Origin of the sequence: Syntrophobacter fumaroxidans MPOB (genome assembly GCF_000014965.1) — a bacterium.
Lineage (GTDB): Bacteria > Desulfobacterota > Syntrophobacteria > Syntrophobacterales > Syntrophobacteraceae > Syntrophobacter > Syntrophobacter fumaroxidans.
Map to the genome: position 1 here is coordinate 4,412,395 of NC_008554.1, position 20,311 is coordinate 4,432,705.

General features: G+C 60.5%; 18 protein-coding genes. 12 read left to right on the forward strand and 6 right to left on the reverse strand.

Annotated elements, in window-relative coordinates; all coding sequences use genetic code 11:
• Positions 1-24 precede the first annotated feature (24 nt).
• From SFUM_RS18610 to SFUM_RS18620, 3 genes are all read left to right on the forward strand, one after another.
• Positions 25-369, forward strand: coding sequence for a DUF4405 domain-containing protein (locus tag SFUM_RS18610; RefSeq protein WP_011700398.1), 345 nt, complete (start codon positions 25-27; stop codon positions 367-369).
• Between the two features lie 10 nt (positions 370-379).
• Positions 380-763, forward strand: coding sequence for a thioredoxin family protein (locus SFUM_RS18615; RefSeq protein WP_011700399.1), 384 nt, complete (start codon positions 380-382; stop codon positions 761-763).
• Between the two features lie 122 nt (positions 764-885).
• Positions 886-1,599 carry a cytochrome c biogenesis CcdA family protein gene (locus SFUM_RS18620; protein WP_041440983.1) on the forward strand — a complete coding sequence of 238 codons (714 nt, stop codon included), beginning with the start codon at positions 886-888 and terminating at the stop codon, positions 1,597-1,599.
• Here the strand turns inward: SFUM_RS18620 and SFUM_RS24160 are convergent.
• Both SFUM_RS24160 and SFUM_RS18625 read right to left on the reverse strand, forming a co-directional pair.
• A complete protein-coding gene (locus tag SFUM_RS24160) occupies positions 1,520-2,254 on the reverse strand; it encodes a radical SAM protein (protein ID WP_011700401.1) in 735 nt (244 codons plus the stop codon). The genes SFUM_RS18620 and SFUM_RS24160 overlap by 80 nt on opposite strands.
• Entirely contained in the window at positions 2,251-2,928 is a 678-nt protein-coding gene (locus SFUM_RS18625; RefSeq protein WP_011700402.1) for a metal-dependent transcriptional regulator, read from the reverse strand. The genes SFUM_RS24160 and SFUM_RS18625 overlap by 4 nt, the downstream gene beginning before the upstream one ends.
• 650 nt (positions 2,929-3,578) lie before the next feature.
• On the opposite strand from SFUM_RS18625, the gene SFUM_RS18630 reads away from it, so the two are divergent.
• From SFUM_RS18630 to SFUM_RS18655, 6 genes are all read left to right on the forward strand, one after another.
• Complete coding sequence (locus tag SFUM_RS18630) at positions 3,579-4,991, forward strand: hypothetical protein (RefSeq protein ID WP_011700403.1); 1,413 nt, start codon at positions 3,579-3,581, stop codon at positions 4,989-4,991.
• Positions 4,992-5,010: 19 nt separating this feature from the next.
• Complete coding sequence (locus tag SFUM_RS18635) at positions 5,011-6,186, forward strand: MBL fold metallo-hydrolase (RefSeq protein ID WP_011700404.1); 1,176 nt, start codon at positions 5,011-5,013, stop codon at positions 6,184-6,186.
• 66 nt (positions 6,187-6,252) lie between these two features.
• Positions 6,253-6,651 (forward strand): hypothetical protein, encoded by a 399-nt coding sequence (locus tag SFUM_RS18640; RefSeq protein WP_150109564.1) that lies wholly within the window; start codon positions 6,253-6,255, stop codon positions 6,649-6,651.
• Between the two features lie 37 nt (positions 6,652-6,688).
• On the forward strand, positions 6,689-7,366 hold the full coding sequence (locus SFUM_RS18645) for a hypothetical protein (protein ID WP_011700406.1): 678 nt from the start codon (positions 6,689-6,691) through the stop codon (positions 7,364-7,366).
• A gap of 26 nt (positions 7,367-7,392) precedes the next feature.
• Positions 7,393-9,267 (forward strand): CobW family GTP-binding protein, encoded by a 1,875-nt coding sequence (locus tag SFUM_RS22110; RefSeq protein WP_011700407.1) that lies wholly within the window; start codon positions 7,393-7,395, stop codon positions 9,265-9,267.
• Positions 9,268-9,700: 433 nt separating this feature from the next.
• Entirely contained in the window at positions 9,701-10,579 is an 879-nt protein-coding gene (locus tag SFUM_RS18655) for an Mrp/NBP35 family ATP-binding protein (RefSeq protein WP_011700408.1), read from the forward strand.
• A gap of 75 nt (positions 10,580-10,654) precedes the next feature.
• Here SFUM_RS18655 and SFUM_RS22115 read toward each other — a convergent pair whose 3' ends face one another.
• Both SFUM_RS22115 and SFUM_RS18675 read right to left on the reverse strand, forming a co-directional pair.
• Positions 10,655-12,643, reverse strand: a complete 1,989-nt coding sequence (locus tag SFUM_RS22115; protein ID WP_011700409.1) for a sensor histidine kinase — start codon at positions 12,641-12,643, stop codon at positions 10,655-10,657.
• Positions 12,640-13,350 carry a response regulator transcription factor gene (locus SFUM_RS18675; RefSeq protein WP_011700410.1) on the reverse strand — a complete coding sequence of 237 codons (711 nt, stop codon included), beginning with the start codon at positions 13,348-13,350 and terminating at the stop codon, positions 12,640-12,642. The genes SFUM_RS22115 and SFUM_RS18675 overlap by 4 nt, the downstream gene beginning before the upstream one ends.
• A gap of 216 nt (positions 13,351-13,566) precedes the next feature.
• Between SFUM_RS18675 and SFUM_RS18680 the strand changes: the two genes are divergently transcribed.
• The 3 genes from SFUM_RS18680 to SFUM_RS18690 are packed head-to-tail and all read left to right on the forward strand — an operon-like array spanning position 13,567 to position 16,149.
• The gene (locus SFUM_RS18680) at positions 13,567-15,006 is read left to right on the forward strand and encodes a vWA domain-containing protein (protein WP_011700411.1); all 1,440 of its coding nucleotides are present in this window, start codon (positions 13,567-13,569) and stop codon (positions 15,004-15,006) included.
• Positions 15,007-15,037: 31 nt separating this feature from the next.
• Complete coding sequence (locus tag SFUM_RS18685; RefSeq protein WP_011700412.1) at positions 15,038-15,598, forward strand: PspA/IM30 family protein; 561 nt, start codon at positions 15,038-15,040, stop codon at positions 15,596-15,598.
• A complete protein-coding gene (locus tag SFUM_RS18690) occupies positions 15,595-16,149 on the forward strand; it encodes a hypothetical protein (protein WP_011700413.1) in 555 nt (184 codons plus the stop codon). The genes SFUM_RS18685 and SFUM_RS18690 overlap by 4 nt, the downstream gene beginning before the upstream one ends.
• 628 nt (positions 16,150-16,777) lie before the next feature.
• Here SFUM_RS18690 and SFUM_RS18695 read toward each other — a convergent pair.
• Together SFUM_RS18695 and SFUM_RS18700 are read right to left on the reverse strand one after the other, a co-directional pair.
• Entirely contained in the window at positions 16,778-17,740 is a 963-nt protein-coding gene (locus tag SFUM_RS18695) for a GMP synthase (glutamine-hydrolyzing) (protein WP_011700414.1), read from the reverse strand.
• A 333-nt stretch (positions 17,741-18,073) separates the two neighbouring features.
• Positions 18,074-20,275 (reverse strand): amino acid permease, encoded by a 2,202-nt coding sequence (locus SFUM_RS18700; protein ID WP_011700415.1) that lies wholly within the window; start codon positions 20,273-20,275, stop codon positions 18,074-18,076.
• Positions 20,276-20,311: the final 36 nt, after the last annotated feature.

Genomic DNA, 20,311 nt, shown 5'->3' on the forward strand with positions numbered 1-20,311 from the left:
GATTTTCATAAAAGGAGGCGCACCATGAAGAAAAACGATTGGAAATATCTCCTCGATACATTGCTTTTCGTGGATTTGTGCTCCGTTGCCGCCATCGGGTTGTTGCTGGCTTTCGTCATTCCGTCCGGGAGAGTGCCGGACACGTCCAAGTTTTTCATGGGCCTCCATCGGCACGAGTGGGGGGATATTCATCTGGTCCTTGCGTTTCTCCTGCTGGGACTACTGGTCCTGCACGTCTGGCTGAACTGGACATGGGTGGTCAATTCCACCAAGGGATATTTTGGAGAGCGCTGGAAGAAAGTCCTCTGGACCCTTGCCGGCGCGTGGCTGATCGTTTTGTTTCTCGCTTGGATGGTGGTGAAACTGTAAGGAGGGTTGAGTGAACAAGTTAATCGGTTTCGTGGCATTGCTCGGTCTGCTGACTCTAACCACGCCCGTTTTTGCAGCGGATGAGCAGCCGCCCCTGCCGGAGGTGCCCGTCAAGGGTATGGTCACCATGGTCGACGTCGGCGCCGAGAAGTGCATTCCCTGCAGGATGATGGCGCCGATCCTGAGGGAATTGGGTGAAGCCTATAAAGGCCGCGCCGCTATCGTGTTCATCGATGTCTGGAAGAACAAGGGGCAGGAACAGAGGTTCGGCATTCGTGCGATACCTACGCAGATATTCTATGACAAGGAAGGGAAAGAAGTAAGACGCCATGAAGGATTCCTGGACAAAGTGAGGATCGTCGAGATATTCAGGGAACTCGGAGTGGAAGACTAGCCTGCTCCCGGCTTCAGACAAAGATAAGATGCCCGGATGGACATCGAACGGTTTCGGTTTCGAGCGCCGAACCGTTCCATTCGCCGGTTCAAAGCAGACCGTTCGCAGACGCTGGAGGTGTAATGCTCGACCAACTTTTCTTGACGGTGAATTCCTGGATGTCGACGGGAACGGCGCTCGCCGCGCTGGGTTGTTTCCTGTGGGGGGTTATCAGCGTGGCCTTCAGCCCGTGCCACATGGCTTCGATTCCCCTCATCATCAGCTACGTTGCAGGGCAGGACAAGGCGCTCAACGCGCGGCACGCGGCTCAATACGCGGTGGCTTTTACGGTTGGTTTGTTCATCACCATCGCCCTGGTCGGCATCGTCTGCTCGCTGCTGGGGCTGATGCTCGGCGAAATCGGTCCCTACTGGACCATTCTCGTTGGAGCCATACTGATCTGGGTGGCCTTGGATATGCTGGGCCTGACCCGGTGTTCCATGTCCGGCGGGCTCATCTCGAAGATAAAAATCAAGGGGCTCGCCGGGGCCTTTCTGCTGGGGCTCGCCTACGGTGTCCTGTCCGGTTCCTGCACCTTCGGGTTCATCGCGCCGATCCTTGCCATTATCACCATCCAGCAGAAAATCTTCATCGGCGTGCTGTTCATCGTTCTTTTCGGCATCGGGCACTGTATCCCCATCGCGGTTGCAGGGAGCTCGACCGCGACCGTGAGGAAATTGCTCGAGAACAGCTCGTTTTACGAGGGCGGGGCCTGGTTCAGAAAGTTTGCGGGGGTCGCCATCGGGTTGCTGGGAATCTACTTCGTCGTCCGCCCGTTTCTTCCCGAGGTTTCATAGGCGTAGCATCAATAAGGACTTGATTCCGCTTTGATGAAGGCAATCTGTTCCCGTTGCTGCTTCGGGAAGCCTGTTTCCTTGCGGGCTCCGGAGTTGCCGGATTAAGCTGGGACGGCGGCTCAAGCGGCCTCGGGGGATCGAAAAAAGCGGCCCGCGGTTGCACGCTCGCCAACGCCCGGCGGAATTCATGCAGGCCGTCGATCATGCGATGAAAGGTGACTTCCTGGTGGGGCCGGTTCACCCGGCGGAGGAGACGGTCCTCGCCGGCATCGAGTGAAGGAATGACGAGATCGGCCCCGCTCAGCGCCTCCCTGACCTCCGGCAGCCAAAGCAGGGAACTGTTTGTCAGGACCTCCACGGGAGCAGGGGGCATTGCCTTGATGGCACTGATCAGGCTGCCGAGCCCTGAGTGAAGGGAGGGTTCTCCGGAACCGGAGATGGTAATGTAGTCGGGCTCGCCGGCGAGGTGGCCCTCCAGTTCGGTGAGAACCGCTTCCACGGTGACCCACTCCCGCCTCCTGGTGGTCTTGAGGGTCGTTTTCCCAAGTTGACAGTAAAGGCAATCGTACGTGCAGGTCTTCATCGGAACGAGATCGATGCCAAGAGACCTGCCGAGGCGTCGTGAAGGAACGGGTCCATAGACGTAAGGGCTCATTTTCTTTCGCCTGCCCCCCGCGTGTTCACCTTCCGCCTGAAGCCCGGGACGGCGCGGCGGAGGGAAGTCGACCGGCCTCTCAGCCGCAACGAAACACCTGCTGTATTGTCGCCTTCCCCCTGCATTCGGGCGGGAGATCCGTCAACCCGGTCGAGACACTCTTTGAGGCAGTCTCTACAGCTTGAATCCTGTGGCCCTTTCCGCAAATAGAGCGCAAAACCCTCCAGCCATTCCATGTTGGTGCGTGGGCACAGTTTCAGGAATTCAAGAAAATGGACCAGTCGGTCAACCGCAACGGCGTCGATGGCATGCTGGATACGGCAGGCGTTGGCTTCCGCCTGTTGCGGATGGAGTTGCAGGGTATTGATGAAGAACTCCTTCAGGATGTCGTGACGGCGCACGATATCCTGTCCGAGACGGCGTCCAGCAGCGGTGAGGGTAATCGGGCTGTAGGGACTGTAGTTCACGAACCCGCGGTTGGCCAGCGCCTTCAATGCCCCCGTCACCGAAGCGGGCTGAACGTTCATCTGGTCGGCGATATCTTTGACCCGAGCCACACGATGGGATTCCTGGAGGTGGTAGATCGCCTGAAGATAGTCTTCCAGGCTTGCGGAAAGCCCTTCCGCAATATCAGGCACCATATCGCTCTCCCTGGTCTGGCATGATCTCTTCATCTCACCCTCCCACTCTTCAAACAAGCTCTCTTCTCCCCGGCGCCTCTTTCCCGGAAAGAAAACTCTCTTCATTGCCGTATCATCCGATCCTTGGGTAGCAAAGCTTGCGCCAGCTTCAGGGCAACGGGGCATGATTCCACGCTTGAACTCGTGCATGCCTGATTCGACCGGTGCGATGACCTCCCCCGAGCAGCGACGGACCAGCTTTGGGAAGAGGAACAATATGCACCATTTGGAGCTTGTTCTCGGGTGCATATTGTTCCACTGAGTTTCCCCCGCGCGGCGTGCGATTTATTGATTTCTTTTAGAATCATGATGTTAGACCGGCCTGCTTGAATTCCGTTCGCACGGCATCGCTGTTGCTAAAAGGTTGAGTGCTCCACTTGGGTTGCAGGTTCGAACCTGCTTCCGCATGGTTTCCCTTTCAACGAGTGGAGTTCGAAGATAGTGCGGCCTGGGCGTAGCAGCTCGATCCTACTCAAACCAAGCTCAATCCTCCCCTGCTCACGATGAACGCGGAGCAGCCGGGGACTGCATCCAAAGGTCGCGCCTCGCGGAACCCGCACACCAGCGTTTTCAGGAACCGGCAAAGAGCAGCCCGGAATTCGGGTCCGTGACAAAAACCACGTGATTGTCATAAGGAGGCTTGAATGGAGCGTTTCGGTGCACGATACCTGGAAGAACGCAAGCTCGTTCAGCGCTGGCCACAGCCGATCCCGGCCATTGTGGCGCTTGTGTTGACCCTGGCGGTGTTCTACGCCACCTGGTGGATCTTTCAGGATCCTCGCGGGTGGCTGCGGATGTACACCCCTTACGTGGGTTACATGTACACCCGCTGGTGGTTGATCATGCTGATCTGGATGGTCTACATTTTCAATTACTGGCCATTCAAGCGCAGTTGGCTGGAAAGGACCCACCCGGTCGTCAAAGGGGTCGTCCTCACCGCGATTTCCGTTGCGATTCTGCTGGTGCTCATCAAGGGCTTCTTCGAATCTCTGCTGGGCAACTACGGGATTGCCTATTTCAACCCCGACAACCTGATGAAACTGCCCAAGATGACGGAATTTTTCGCCCTTGAATACGCCTCGCTGGCCTGCCTCATGTTCGCCGCCATCGCCTCATGGTTGAGCCCGGCCTGGGTCGTGGCCTGTGAAGAGGTTCCCTGGCAGGATATGAACCAACCGGGCAAGGGCATCAGCATTCTGGTCATGACCTTCTTCCTGAGCACTCTGGTCTTCTTCATGACCATGCATTCCCACATGGGGATTCTGTACTATCCCTGGCAGTATTTCACCTCCATCGCGCCGCCTTATTGGGAAAAATTCGCCAACACGGTTTCGGGCAACTTTCACGTGGCCTGGATCATGTGCTGTACCGTGACAGTGTGGCTGGTGGAAACCATCTGGGAGCGTTTTCCCTTCAAGCTCATCCGGAGAGACTGGCTGCGTCGCGTCACGGCTTTCTTCGGGATCATCGCCATTGCCTGGGCCATGCACTTCTTTCTCTATTTTGCCCAGGAGCTCACCTGGGGACCGGCCATACGCGGCACCAGGCTCATCAATGCTCCCGATTGGCGTTGGCTGCATGTGGGTGAAATGGCCGTGTTTTTCCTGGTTCCAGCCCTGTTTCTCAATTTTTATTGCGGCAACTGGCCTCGGCGCTTCAGCCTGCCGGTGAACGTGCTGATCCGCACCGCGATCACCCTCGCGGCCGCCGTGCTGCTTTACATTTTCTACTACGCAACCTCCCACGATTTCCTGGGAACTCAAAAGGGGTTCATGCACGAACAGCAGTTCCCGATGATTCCCACGATCTGGTTGATCAACATCTGGCTCGCGCACCACTGGTTCATGGACAACTGGCCTGCCTGGAAGATGGAGCCGAAAACCGCGGACGAAATCGCTCGGGACCATGCCGCCGAACGGGCGCAAGTGGCTGAAATCATGTGGAGTCCGGCTCTGGGCTGGGGGTTGGGGGTCGGGACCGTGTGCGGGGTGGCTTTCTACTTCTTTGTCCTGAATGTTCTTCCCTGGGCCTACAAATCCATCACTGTCATCAAATGACGCGAGAAAAGGAGCATCCATGTCTGAAGAAAAAGCCAAAATCAGCCGCCGGGATTTTTTCAAGGGAGCGGCCATGGGCGTTCTGGGAGGCGCTGCTTTGGGGATGGGCCTTTTCTCCTATTCCCCCTGGCGCAAGGACTACTTGCCGAAAGTGGGGCGTAAGCTCACGGACATAGGCACCTGCAAGTCCGTCAAGGTGACGAACATTTCGGAGACCAGCTGGTTCGAAAACTCGGTGCTCATGGGTGACATCAAAGGCGCGGGTGGGCTCCTGGTCAATCAATACAGCTACAACTGGCCGCCCTTCGGTGATGGTACGGGCCTGGGAAAAGGAACCTATGAGAGCGGCGTGGGCAGGATTCGGCGCTTCCTTCCGAACAACCTCGAGGAAGCGTGGGCCGTGGCCGAAAAACTGGCCGTTCATCCGGAAAATGCAGGTGGCTTTGCCTGCCTGATTGAACTGGAGGAACTGGACGGCAGGACGCGCAAATTCCTCCTCGACAGTGGTTGGTCCTACAAGTGGATGGACGAGTGTTTCAAACGCGAGGGCATCGACCGGATGCTGATGAATCGGGAAATCGAGGCTATCATCATTTCTCACGAGCACTTTGACCATTTTTGGGGAATTCCGGTCACCTACAAGTACGATCCCGCCATTACCACGTACATCCCCGAAGGGTTCTATCCCGAAGGGCTGCAGTACCTCAAGGATGCCGGTCACAAGGGAGAGCTGATCAAAGTCAAACCGGGTCTCAATCCCATCATCTCCGGCCTGGCAACCTTTGTTTTCGCCGTTCCCATTATCTGTCGCGTCTACGGGGAACAGTCGATCTACGTCAACGTGAAGGACCACGGCCTGGTCAGCATCACCGGATGCTGCCACCAGGGCATCATCCAATTTGCCGAGACGGCTTTCAAGGAGGTCAAGTACGAAAAGGATCAGCTCTTCGGCATTTACGGCGGTCTGCACATCTCTCCTTTCGAGGACTGGGACCCCAAGTATGACGACCTGGTGCTCTCCCTCGGGAAATACGGCTTTCAAAAGATCGGATGCAACCACTGCACTGGGTTGCTCTGTGCCAAGAAGTTCGTCGAAGGCGGCTATCCCGTCGTCAAGGGGACGGCGCGTTTCCGGACCAAGGAAACCAACTACCTTGGCAACGGCGACAAGATCGGCTTCGGGATCGAAGTGTGAGGACCTCTTCGGCAACCATGGTGGGAATGCGCTGTCTTTCCGGCGCGTTGTTCTTCCGGGAGGTGAATGATGGTGAAGACTCCGAGAGAAAATGCAAGATGCCTGTTGTTGATCATGCTTGCCGTCGGCACGATGGGTTTTTTCGGGCCAAAACTTGTTCCGCAAATGAGAGAACTGGTCGACGCGTTCAGCAATCAGACTCAGCGGGCTGCGGTTTTGGAAAAATACGGGGAACAGGGTGTGGTGCCCCGGGAACTGACCATGTGCGACATGGCCAGGCCGGTGGTTACCGCTTCCGAGGAAAGGGACGGCATCACCTACTATACCCTGGAGTCCCGGGTCGAGAAGTGCGAACACTCCGAGGCGGCCGCCGGGACGGTGCGCATATTCGTCCTGGGGTGGAAGAACGGCAGGATTGTCGGCTTTGCCTGGGGCGGCCCCAAGGGAGGCAAAGTCGAGTACTGATTGCGGACGTTTTCGCGGATGAAACGAGGAGTTTCCGATGAAAACCTTGTTGATGCTGTTTTTGTGCTTGTCCATGTTTCCTGTCGGAGCTCCGGGAGCGGCGGAGGTGATTCCTCCGATGAAGGAGTGCATGGCCGCCCACGGCTCGCAGCAGGAATACCTGGCCGTGTTGAAAAAATACGCCGACCCGGGCATCATTCGCCAGGCCATGGGGCTGCTGGTCATCAAGAATCCCTCGGTGATGCAAACCGAAACCAGGGGATCTTCCGTCTGCTACACGGTCGAAGGCATCCTGGTCGAGACGAGCAGCGAAATCCCTTCGGATACGACCCAGGTCTATAAAGCGTGCTGGGATAACGGCAAAATCGTTTCACTGGAATTTTTCGGGCCAAAAAGCCGGTCGACCGCGGAAATCATCCCGGAAATGCGTGAGTGCATGCAGTCTCATGATTCCCGGGAGAAGTACGCCGCGGTGATCGCGAAATACGCCGACCCGGGTCTCATACGCCGAGCCATGGCCCTGCTGGTGATCAAGGAACCTTCGGTGATCCGGGTGGAACGCGACGGGGCGGTGATCACCTACACGGTCCAGGGCCGCACGGTCGGTACTTCCAATGAGATCCCGGCCGACGCGGTCCAGGTCTACCGGGTGGCATGGAAGGGGGGACGCATCATCTCCCTGGAGTTTCTCGGGGCCGCGGGCGCTGGACGTTAGCACTGCGAAAACATGCGCGGGAGGTCATGAAGCCGGATATGTTTTTGAACCGTTTTTTTCAGGGCGATCTTCATTCCCGCCCGGAAGACGGCATCCAGGAGCTCCTGCGGGCCGTCCTGGTGCGAGCGAACTTCGTCCCGGCGGTCCGCCGGCGCGTCGGCTGGCGGGGCCTCAAACAGGTGATGGCGGAGGGAGAGTGCTGGACGGTCAGGATCAACGGGTTTGCGGGGGTGTTCGGGTTGTTTTTCGGCGGACTCGAATCGTGCCCCGCCTGGTTCCGAGGCCGGTTTCTCCTGTATTATTTTCCTGATCCCGACGAAGACCTGGTCGAGAAATTCTCGCTTCGGGCCGTTGAATCGACCCAAAGACCGGACTATCTCCACCTCGTCAGGGATTTCCCTTCCCATGGCGAATTCAGCGACCTCTTCGGCATCGGCCTGTTCGGCCTCGCCGTCCATCCAGGCGGCAGGGCGCTGGCGCTGAAACTGGAAAGCCTTTCCTCAATTCGAACAATCGCCGAGGACGGGGTTTTCCTCTCCGATAACGGACAACCGGTGCCGATGATCGCCCCCGGGGGCCGCGACCAGGATTTTCCCGCCATGGAAACGGCGTCCGGGCTTTTCGACACACTGGCTGCCTCGATCACCTTCAATCTCGGGCAACCCCCGTGCCACCTCAGCGAGCGCCGCTTTCCCGCCGAGCAGATCGTCTACGACCGCGCGGGCGTAACGCGATCGGTTGCGGTCGGCGACGTCTGGAAGTCAATCCTTCTCCTGGGCTATGGTGAAAGCCGGTTCGAGAACCTGGAGGAAGCCGACCCCGATACCAACCGGCCTCCCATCCATTGCCTGCGCTGGCATTCACCCGAACCGCGCCCGCCGGACTACTCGGAGCGGCTCTGGTGGGAGGCACACCGGCTCGGTCCGGGCAAGACGATCGGCAAGAAACTGCCGGCGCTCGACGAACGCCCGCCGCTTGTCATTCTCACCGGCTTTCTCGGCTCGGGCAAAACCAGCTTCCTGCAACATTTTATCGAATACCAGACCCAACGCAGCCGCTTTGTCGCGGTGATTCAGAATGAGATCGGTGAAGTCGCCCTGGATGGAAAGCTCCTGGATTACACGGTGACCGAAATCGATGAAGGCTGTGTATGCTGCAGCCTTATCGGCAGCCTCAAACGGGCTGTTCAAGGCATCCTCAAAAGCTTCTCCCCCGACGCCATCGTCCTTGAAACCTCAGGGCTGGCGAACCCCAAGAACCTGTTGGACGAACTGGAGGAGTTGGCGGAATGGGTCAGATTCGACACCACCGTCACCATGGTGGACGCCCTGAACTTCGACGCCGGCCTCAAGGATTACCGCATCGTCGCCGACCAGGTCGCCGTTGCGGACGTGCTCATCCTCAACAAAAGCGACCTGGTCGACGAAATGCGATTGAGGGATTTGCGCCGTCGATTGCGGCAGCTCAACCCGAATGCTCCGGTGGTTGTGAGCTGTCGAGGGGATGTGCAGCCGGCGTTGATCTTCGGCCTGGATGACCGGTCGAGGCCGGTACACGACAGGAATGGACCGGCGGCCGCGGGCGACGACGGACGGCCTCATCACACGCATGCGCACGATCACCTCATTTCCCGAACCATCCGTGTGCCGCGGGTCCTGGATCGCCAGGCTTTCATCACAGCGATCGAATCGCTGCCTTCTCCGATTTTTCGTGTCAAGGGCCTCATCGAACTCTCCGCTCCCCGGCAGACGACGCTCCTTCAGTACGTTGCCGGCCGCTGGGACATCACGCCTTTTCCCGATCCCCAAACGCAAGATCGTTTCCTGACGTTCATCGGCAGGACGGAAGAACCGGATCCCTTCCAAACCGCGGAGGCGTCGATCCGAGCGGCGGAAACCTGAAAGCCTCGATCCGGAAGCCGGTTTCCGTACCCCTGGGTCCCCGCTCTTCTTGTCAGGAGTCTCGTACAGGGTTCATTTCGAATCAGAGAGCAATTCGCCAAGGTGCATTTTGTTCCCGGATCATTTCCCCTTCCCGCCACGCATCCCTTTCGCCGACCGTTTCTCCGTTGAAATCAGCCGATAGACACACGGAGAGACTGAATTGGCATTGTTCTTGTTTCTCAGTGAGGGCGGTCGGGCAGGTCGTTCCTCCCCGGATACCTGTCTCGATTCCACAGTAACCCTTCACACAGGCCCTTGGGAGAGATAAGGGCGGACTCGAGCCTGCGGCATGAAGGCAAGATTTCACCCTTTCCCTCTCCCGACCGACTCCGGAAGGAGACTGACCGGAACGATCAATCCTGAGGGAAACGAAAAACGGGAGCTCAAAGCAATGGAAACAGGTGAAACAAACGTGGGAAACGCATGTGATCATGCGCATCATGAGGAAGCGGGCGAGGAGATCATCAAGGTTCGGGAACGGCTTTCGCACATCCGGCACAAACTGATCGTCATGAGCGGCAAGGGGGGAGTCGGCAAGAGCAGTGTGGCCGCTTACCTGGCCATCGGCCTGGGGCGCTTGGGGAACCGTGTGGGACTGCTCGATGTGGATTTTCACGGTCCCAGCATTCCAAGGATGCTCGGCATCTCCGGGATGTTTCGTTTCAGCGAAAAGGAAAAGGCTTTAATGCCGCATGAATACGAAGATCACCTGAAGGTCGTGTCCATCGAATGCCTCCTCGAGGACCGGGATGCAGCCGTCATCTGGCGTGGTCCGATGAAGCACGGGGTGATCAAGCAGTTCATTTCGGAGGTTGACTGGGGCGAGTTGGATTACCTGGTGATCGATTCACCTCCCGGGACCGGTGACGAACCGCTCAGCGTCGCCCAGACGATTGAAGGCACCCGCGCCGTCATCGTCACGACCCCCCAGGAGATCGCGTTGGCGGACGTTCGCAAGTCCATCAATTTCTGCCACCACCTCGCAATGCCTATCGTGGGCCTGGTGGAAAACATGAGCGGTTATGTCTGTCCGCACTGCGGGCAGGAGAGTCCCCTGTTTGGCCGGGGCGGCGGCAGGAGAACCGCCGAACAAATGAACGTCCACTTTCTGGGCGCGCTGCCCTTCGACCCCCGCCTGGTGGAAGCCTCCGATCTGGGGCGCACGCTGACCGAACGCGAAAAAGCAAGTCCTTTTACCTTAGCGCTGTCCAATTTCGTGAGCGAAGTCATCCAACGTTCCGAGGTTCTCGCGGAGTCACAGCACCCGTAGGTCCGGGAAACGAGGTGAAGAAGGCGGAACACACCCTGGAATCGGCACTCCGGGCTGAAGGCGGGAAACCCGGAGTCAGGAGGTGGGAGGTGACGAAGGAGGCGTCCCCGGAAGCGATATCGTGATGGTGCAGCCGGGGCCGTCGTTGTTGGCGGCAAACACACGCCCTCCCATGGCTTCCACGAAGCGCCTCACGAGGGCGAGGCCGATTCCCGTCCCTTTGGCGGCGCGGGTCGGATCGTTGTCCACTCGATAGAAGTCGTCGAAGATCTTTTTCAGCGCGTGGCGGGGGATGCCCGGGCCGGTGTCGGACACCGCGATCGCCACCCGGCTTCCCTCGGGCCGCACGCGCACCGAAATTTTCCGTTCCGGGCATCCTTTGCCGAACTTGATGCTGTTCTCGATCAGGTTGATGAGCACTTGGACCATGACCTCCCGGTCGTAGGGGAAGCAGCGGTCCAGGCGGTTCTGCACGGCCAGCGCGAACCCTTCCTGGCGGAGCCGCTCCTGCATGACATCACGCACTTCGGCAAGAACGTCGTCGAGCAGCCCCTCGCGAAGGTCGAGCCGGCGCTGCTTTTTCTCCAGCTTGGAAAACTCCAGCACGTTGTTGATGAGCCTGGAAAGACGAGCGCTCTCCGATCCCAGGATGCGGTAGTATTCCATTTCCCGCTCCGGGTCGGAGGCGATGCCGTGCTCCAGCATTTCGACGTACATGCGGATGTTGGTGAGGGGGGTCTTGAGCTCGTGGGTCACCGAGGAAACAAAACCACTGCGGCGCTCCGAGAGATCCGTCACGACCCGGGCGCTCTGGTAGATGGCAAGGAGCCCCAGCAGGATCACCGCGGCCAGCACCGCCACCATCGCGTAAAGCGTGGCGCGGCCCGGAGATCGTGGAATGACTTCGCAGGTGAGGGTTGCCCGCACGAATGAAAAGGGACGGGGAAAGCTGCGCTCCAGGGAAAAACGCGGATGGGCGACCGGAGCCCCCTCCCGGATGCGCGCGGTCTCCCGTCCGCCGTGCACGGAGGTCAGGGTCAGGCTGGTGAAACGGGCCATGGGCTGGCCGGTGAAATGTGTGTTCTTGAGCTGATCGAGGAGCGCTTCCATCCGGATCACTACCCCCTGCCGGTACACCTGGTTGCCGATGACGATGCGCCGGAACAACAGGGCTTGACCGTTGTCCAGGCTGATCGACTGGAGGGGGTCGATTTCCGCTCGAAGGGCATCCTCGGGGGCGGGCGACACGGGTGCGTGCGCGGAGGTCGGAAGGGACGAAACGCCGGCAACGCTCCCGGGCGCCGACCGTCCCGACGGAGTCGCGGCATCCGGTGCCTGGCCCTTGTCGCCGGCCGCCGTCCGGCGCTCGGCGGGAGAGGCCGACCGGTCTTTCTCCACGCCAGCCTTCCCCTGCTCGTCGCTTTGGGCCAGGTTCATGGCCTGCCGGGGAGAAATCTGCTCCACTCGCTTTCCGGTCTGGCCCAGAGAATCCTTTTGCTTCGACGAACGGGCGACATCCAGGTATTTTTCGGCAAAAACCGCGCTCGACTCCTTCTTGACCCTCGCGTCCTTCTCTTCCGATCCGCTCTTCCTCCAAAGCGTCTCCGCGGAGGTGCGATCGGAGCTTTCGGGCGGCATGGCGCGCCTGGTATTGAAGACCCGGTTCATATCCTCCAGGTGTCTCACCAGAGCGCCCCGATCCGCTGACGCCGCGGCTCCGTCCGCCGCCATGGGCGTGCTGAAGGAACCGTCCGGGTTGTTCTGCAGATAGCCCAGTATGTAGGGCTCCACCGCGGGCCGCGCCAGCGGCGAACGGGCTCCCTCGCCCGGCGGGTTGCCGGTGGAGGGCAGGGAGGGCAGATACTCCTCGACGGGACGGCGCTCTTCCCGCTGCACCAGTGCCGCCAGGTCCTGCTCCATCTGGTCGAAAAGGGTGTTCGCGAAAAAGCGGAGCTCCGCGGTTTCCTCCTGTTCGAGGCTGTGGTGGGTCCGAAAGACCAGGTACCCCAGCGGCACGACCAGGGCCATGACAAACACCAGGATAAGCATTCGCAGGCGCTTCACGGCAGCGGCTCCAGACGGTACCCCTCACCCCGTACCGTGGGGAGAAGGGCGATCTCGGGGTTCAGGGCGCAGATCTTTTTGCGCAGCTTGAGCATGTGGATGTCCACGGTCCGGGTTTCCACATCGGGGTCCGCGTAGTTCCAAACCTCCTTGAGCAGTTCCTTCTTGGACACGACGCGGTCGCGATGGCGGTGCAGGTACGCGACGATGTCCATCTCGCGGCGCGTGAGCTCGGCGGTGCGCTCCCGGAACGAGGCGAGCAGATTCCCGCCGTCAAAGAGGATACCGGACACCATGACCTGCTCGTCGCCCGCGATTTTGCCCGCCCGCCTGAGCACCGCTTCCACCCTCATCAGCAGTTCCCTCAGCGAGAACGGCTTGCTCACATAGTCGTCGGCCCCCGCTTTGAAACCCTCCAGGATATCGCCCTCGCGCCCCTTGGCCGTGAGCATGATGATCGCCTGTCGGGGTTTGGCTTTACGGACTTCCCTGCAGATGGTGAGTCCGTCCACGCCGGGGAGCATCACGTCGAGAAGGATGAGGTCGTGGGAGCCCTCGAGGCAGAGCCTCAGGCCCTCGACCCCGTCCTCGGCGCCTTCGGCCCGGTAGCCGTGGAACACGAATACGTCGAGAAGCCCCCGGAGGATGGCCGGATCGTCCTCCACGACGAGCACGCTTGCCCTGGATTTTCGATTGGATGCCGTCATCACGTCGAAACAACCCTCCTCAAGCGCCCTGCGCGCAAGTGATCTTCGTTCCCGTGCGCATTATAGCAGGCAATCCGTGTTCTCAGCGCAAAACTTATGCAAAAGGATCGACTCCCCGGTTTTGCAATTCTTTGAATTGCCTTTGGTTTTCGGCCCTCCGATACTTGACGCCACGGGACGGCAGGTCGCCCGTATCGATGAAAAGGAGGAAAAACCATGAAAAAGAGTCATCGAAGAACGTTGACGTTGGTGGGAGGGCTTCTCGCCCTCTCATGCCTGGCGATGACGTACGCCGGCAGAGACGGACGATTGGCCGCGGCGCCGGGACGCAAACCGCCCGATCCGGGCCTCGCAAGGGCAGGGACCGTGAACCTGTCGGGTCGCCTGATCCAGGACAAGGTGCACATGGGCGGGGATGGTACCGTGACCGTCGCTCTCACGCTCGAGTGCGACCGCGCTCCGGGCGGAAACGTTGAGGCCCGGCGGGAGCTGGACATGGTGGTGGTGATGGACCGCAGCGGGTCGATGGCCGACGCGGGCAAGCTCACCCACGCCAGGCAGGCCGTTCTAAATCTCCTGTCCCGGCTTTCGGAGACGGACCGCTTCGCCCTGGTTTCCTATTCGGACCATGTGCAAAGACACGGCGGGCTGCTTCCCATCACCCCGGCCAACCGGGCGACATTGGAAAGGATCGTTCGCGGGATTCAACCGGGCGGCGCCACCAACCTGGGCGGGGGTCTGCAGGAGGGCATCAGTCAACTCGCGGAGTTGCAGCAGAACGGGCGTCTCTCGCGTCTGATTCTCATTTCCGACGGGCTTGCCAACCGGGGCGTCACCGACCCCTCGGCCCTGGGGACGATGGCATCGGTTGCCGCCGAGAGAGGTTACGCCGTGAGCACCGTCGGAGTGGGGCTCGACTTCAACGAGCACCTCATGACCTCCATCGCGGACAAGGGAGCCGGCAATTACACGTTCATGGAGAGCGCGTCCGCTTTCGCGCAGGTGTTTGACAAGGAGTTCCGGGACGCCGGCACCGTGGTCGCCTCGTCCGTGGAGGTCCATGTGCCCCTGTCTCCCGGCATGACCCTCGTCCACGCCGCCGGTTACCCCATCGAGGTCGGGGAGGGACGAGCGGTCTTCCGGCCCGGAGACCTACGTTTCGGGCAGTCCCGCAAACTCTTCCTCACGCTGAGAATCCCCGTGGGCGAGGAGAAAACATGGGACATCGGCGCCATCAGCGCACACTACCGTTCCGGCGAACGGGCCTATACCGCGTCGCTGCCCCAACCTCTGCGCGTGGCGTGCGTGCGCGACCCGAGCGAGGCCATGGCCTCCATCGACAAGGCCCAGTGGGAGGACAAGGTCATACGGGAGGACTACAACCGATTGCGCGAAGAGGTGGCAGCATCGGTGAAGGAAGGCAAGCGAGAGGAGGCCGTGCAGCAGATCGATCGATACGTGACGCGCCAGCAGGCGGCCAATGCGGTGGTCGGCTCCTCCGCGGTGAAGGGCAACCTGGAGAAGGACGTCGGCTCGCTTCGCCGGACCGTGGCGGATTCCTTTACGGGCGCGCCCGAGGAGGCGGCCCGCAAGCAGAAAGCCAACGCCAAGAGCATGCAGTTTGAAGGATACCAGGGAAGAAGGTCGAAGAATTGAAGGAATCGCCGAACGGAAAAAGGAGCGCAAGATGGGCATCATGACTCGCTTTGTCAGGCTTTGTAAGGCCGATATCCACGGGGTGATGGATCAGATGGAGGACAAGGGCCTGCTCCTCAAGCAACATCTCCGGGACATGCGGGAGGAACTGGACAGGAAGGACGCTCGGATGGCCGGGATGCTGGCCCTGCGCGAGGAGACGGAACGCGAGAGGGAAGAACGTTCCCGGGAGCACGAGGCCCTGGAGCGGGACCTGGGCCTGGCCGTCGCCAAGGAAAAAGACGACATCGCTCGCACGCTCATTCGCAAGATGAAACCTCTGGCCCTCCATCGCGATGAATTGGAGCGGCATGTGCAAGCCCTGGACAGGGACATCGCCCAGTTTCGGACCGTCCTGGACGAACAGCGGCTCATGTACGAACAGCTCCGCTTGAAGGCTTCCGAACACCTGCGCCGGGCCGAGCGGCAGGAATGGGAGAAGGCCGTTGCGGGAGCCATTCCCCACGGTCTCTGCTCGGAGCCCTCGGAGGCCGAAGTGGAGCTGGAGCTCATGCGTCGGAAGGCGGGCGTGAAAGGAGGGAAGGAAGAATGAACCGGCCGGGAAAACCTGTTCGGACGACTATCGTGACGGGGCTGGCCTTCGGGCTTCTGTTCGTCCCGGTCAGCGCCGCATTGAACCTTTTTCTTCCGTGGCCGGCGGCATTCCGGCTCACGTTCTGGTCCTTCGTGGCCGTGTATGCTCTCATGCTGTGCCGGTGGACGGGAGCGGGCCTCGCGGCGTGCGGCTTTCCGGTGGCGTTCCTCCTCGCCCTGGCGTTCTGGCTGAGGTCCGGGTACGATTTCCTCTTCCTGTCGGTGCTCGTCCTGGGCTGGATCAGAAGCGGCGTGTGCTTTCGGAAGTCGCCGTGGAAAGCGATCGGGGCGGAAGTCCTGGTGGGCATGGGGGGAGCGGCGCTGGTCGCGTCTTTCACTCCTCACTCCACGGCGGCATGGGCCTTGGGGGTATGGATGTTCTTCCTGGTGCAGTCGCTCTACTTCGTGCTGACGGGCAACACGGGCGACACGGACGATGCCCAAACGCTGCTGGAACCCTTCGAGAAGGCACGGCGACAGGCCGAGGAGATCCTCTCGGCGGGAAGATAGAACCGGAAGAGGCAGGCATGCCCCGCCTCTTTCGGAGCGGGCGCCGGCCTGCGCCCGTCCAGGGGCCGCATCCATCCCGCCGTTTGCATCGAGCGCCCCGGCCTTGCCCGGCCGAGCCTCAACACCGGGACCGTGTGATACGAAGTTGCGTTCATAAGAGATGGAACTTTCAAGCACAAAAGAGCGGGGGAATGATTCCCCCGCACCCCCCAAGTTTCGGCCACACGCGCAAGCGCGTGAGGCCGAGTGCTCGGCGCTGTCGGCGACTGGCCGAAGGCCGCCGCCGCAGCGCCACACGGAGCCGCGAAGCGGCGAGGGGGTGTGGGGGATACGTCCCCCACGCTTTTAGAGTATCATTTTGAACGCAATTATCCATGCCCCCTGCGACACCCGCGAAGCATGAAAACAGACTCCCGAGGGAGTCTGTTTTCTAGGTAAATCCGTATGAAACTGGAGGCGGGGCCGATCCGGTTTTGCCCGCCTGGGGCTCCAGTCCGGGAAGAACCCACATCTCGGCGGGACCCGCACGCCGGCTGTCGACACGCACGGCATCGCCGAACCGGGCGGTCCCGACTTCCCATGCCGGCGGGATCGGCACGCCGGCCGGCGATACGCTCCGTCCTGCGGGTCAGATCGCCTCGATGGTCGAAGGAGGCTTGGGCGCGATATTGTAGGTTACGCTGACCACCCCGGGCACTGCGCGGATGATCTCCAGGGCCAGCGTCTTGAGCGTGTCGAACGGGACCTGGGTCGGTTCGGCCACCCGCGCGTCGACGCTGTCCCAGCAGCGGACCTCGATCTGCAGGCCGAAATCCCGTTTTCCGTCGCGCATTCCCGTCACGCGGTCCTCGTGAAGAATGGCCAGGTACTGGAACGCCCCCGTGTTCCCGAGCATGCGCTCGACAACGGCGGTGGCTTTGCGAACCGTCTCGATGCGCTCCGGGGTTACCGCGCCGATCACCCGCGCCGAAAGCGCCGGTCCCGGAAACGGGATGCGGGTAAACACTTCCGATGGAAGCCCAAGAGCCTTGCCGACCGCTCGAACGCCGTCCTTGCGCAGCTCGATGAGCGGTTCGATGATCCGATACCCGAAGGCGTCCTGGGGGTCGATCCCCAACTGCTCGAACACGTTGTGCTGCCGCTTGATTCCGGCTATGGTTTCGTCGATGTCCGTGAGAATCGTTCCCTGCAGCAGGTACCTGGCGCCGCTTTCCTTGACGATGCGCCCGAACACGTCCCGGTAGAAGGTCTGTGTAATGGCTTCGCGCTTTTCTTCCGGGTCGGCGATCCCGGCCAGGGCGGCGAAGAACTCGTCGCGGGCCTCCACGACGTCGACCGTCACGCCGAGCTCGCGAAACCAACCCGCCACCTGTGCGGCTTCCCCTTCGCGCATGAGACCGTTCTCGATAAATACGGTCCTGAGGCGATTTCCCAGGGCACGATGTCCGAGCAGCGTGACGGTGGACGAATCGACGCCGCCCGAGAGGGCGTTGATCGCGATCCCATCCCCCACCGTTTCCCTGATGCCTCTCACCTTCTCGGCAATGAAGCGCTCCGTGTCCAGTTCCTGCAGAGTGATTTCCTTGATCATATGACGGTCTTCCTTTCGGTTCGCGGTGTTGACGACGGTTCCGGCGCGGTGGGCGAGAGCCGCCCCTCCGGCGGGCCGGTTCCAGGGGCAGGGACGGCATTTTTGCCTGCAATGAAGGGAGGGCCTGGTCCACCATCTTCCGGTCTTGCACTGTGAAGCGATGGTCCTGTTCTTCCCTGACGATCCGTTTCACAGTAGCGCAATGGAGGCCGTCAATCAAGTGCGGGAAGCCCGCCCGGTATCCAACGGGGCGGCCATGCCGGCAACAGCGCCTTTCCCGGCACCCGCGCACGAAAAACCGCCCGGAGCTGCCGTGTTGAACGCAATCCGGCATCACGCCTCGACGGAGACGTCTCCGGCGTTGTACACGAAGATGACGTCGCCCGGAAGGTCCATGGAATCCTGAAACCGGGAAGAGATGTTTTCGTCCGCGTCACCGGCACCGGGCTCAAACCCGACGAAAAGTACGGCGGAAGGCTGCATGCTCCAACGCACGGCATCGAGAGGGGTTTCGGTCGGTATAATGAGAAGTTCGGCTTCGATTCGGGCTTTGGCGAGCAATTCGCGCATTTGGCTCTGGATGTTCTCCACATCGGCACTCGGTGCCACGGGTCGGATGATCCGGATGGGGTGGTCGCGCCATTCGCGGTTCTTCTTGAGCATGAAAGCCAGCAGGAGCATCAGTTCAACGTTCCTGGCGCAATCCCACTGGAGATTGATGACGCCTTCCGGAACATGCCCTGTCTCACGTTCCTGTTCGCCTGCGACAATGATGAGGCTGCGCTTCATTTTCTTGACGGTCTTGATGGTCTCGTTGAAGACTTCGGCTTTCTCGGGGTCCCGGCTCATTCCCAGCAAGACGATATTGGGTCGCATGCCGCCGATCCCCTGGCACTGAAGAAGCGCCTTGATGGCCGCGTGAATGTCTTCTTCGACGATGACGACGGGGAAGGCCGGCAAGGCTTCTTTGAGGATGAACCTTCGAAGGATGGCTTCTGCCTCGCGGCGACGGTCGAGCAGTTCCTCGAGTTCCCCGCGAATGACCTGTCCGATGAAGACGATGCCGCTGTCCGCCGTGAACCAGCAGGCGTATTCCGCCAGGTGAAGGCGGTTGTGAGCGCCGCCGCTGAGAGCGAGGATGGAAGGACGCCAATTCTTGGGATGATAGCGTTCCCGCTCCAGGCGCAGGAGCGCCTTGCGTGCGAATTGGTAAGCGAGGCCGCTGTCCAGATCGCCCCATTTGACGCGGATTTCGGCGCGGGCGATGAGAAAGTAGAGCCCTCCGGCGAGCACCAAAGCGATGGAAGCCCACACGGCATCGATCAGGAACATGACCCCAAGACATCCCAAGGCTCCGAGGAGCGCCACGGACCAGTGGTTATAGCGAAAGGTGGGGCGGAAGCTGGGGTTGTTCGACCGGCCCTCGAAAAAACAGGCAAGGTTGACGGTGCCGTAGGTCAAGAGAAAGAACATCGTGATGACGGGCGCGATGGTGTCGAGGTCGCCGGCAAGAACGCCGGCCTGCGCGATGATGACGGTCAGGACGACGGCCCGGCGGGGTTCGCCGGAGCGCCCGCTGCCGCGAGCGAACCACCGCAGGCGGCGAAAAATGTTATCGCGTGCGAAGGCCTGCAGGATGCGGGGGGCGCCCATCATGCTGCCAAGAGCCGAGGAAAGCGTGGCGCAGATCACCCCCGCGTAGATGAGGGAGGGAAAAAAGGCGCGATCTTTCATCACGAACCCGTGACCGAGCAGATCCGCGCGGGTGACGCTGCCGGCGAACATGAAAGCAATGGCGGCATAGACGATCGTTGAGACGCCGATTGCCGCGAATGTGCCGCGGGGTATGGATCGGCCCGGATCCTTGAGGTCGCCGGACATATTGACGCCCGCCATGATGCCGGTGACGGCAGGGAAGAACAGGGCGAAAACGGAAAAGAACTCATGCTCCGGTGACCAGTGCGCAGACAGATTGGCACGGAGGATCTCCGGCGAAAAGCCGGTGCCCGCCCCGAGGAAAAACGAGAAGAATGAAAGCAGGAGCATGGCCAGGATGAAGTATTGGATGCGGATTGTCCATGCGGCGCCGATATAGACACAGACGAAAACGACGATATTGGTGAGGGTGGCGACCGTCCTGAAGGACGCTCCCATGTCGGGAAACGCGGAGAGGAGGGCCTCGGTGAAACCGACCACGTACAGAGTGACGGCTACGGCTTGAGCGATATAGAAAAAGATCGCGACGACGCCGCCGAACTCCACGCCGAGGCTGCGACTGATGAGGTAATAGGCGCCACCTCCCTTGACGCGCATGTTGGTTGCAATGCTGGCGATGGAAAGGCCCGTGATCAGCGAGACCGCCTTTGCACAGGCAAGGATCAGGAGAGCGTCCCACAACCCGGCGTAACCCACAACGGTGGAAAGACGCAGGAACATGATCACGCCGAAGATGGTCAGAAGGCTTGGCGTGAAAACACCGCCAAAAGTGCCGAATTTTCGCGGATGCAAATCGTCGGGTTTTGTTCTGTCGGTCATGACGGCCCTATTGAATAAACGGACGTTCATTATCGT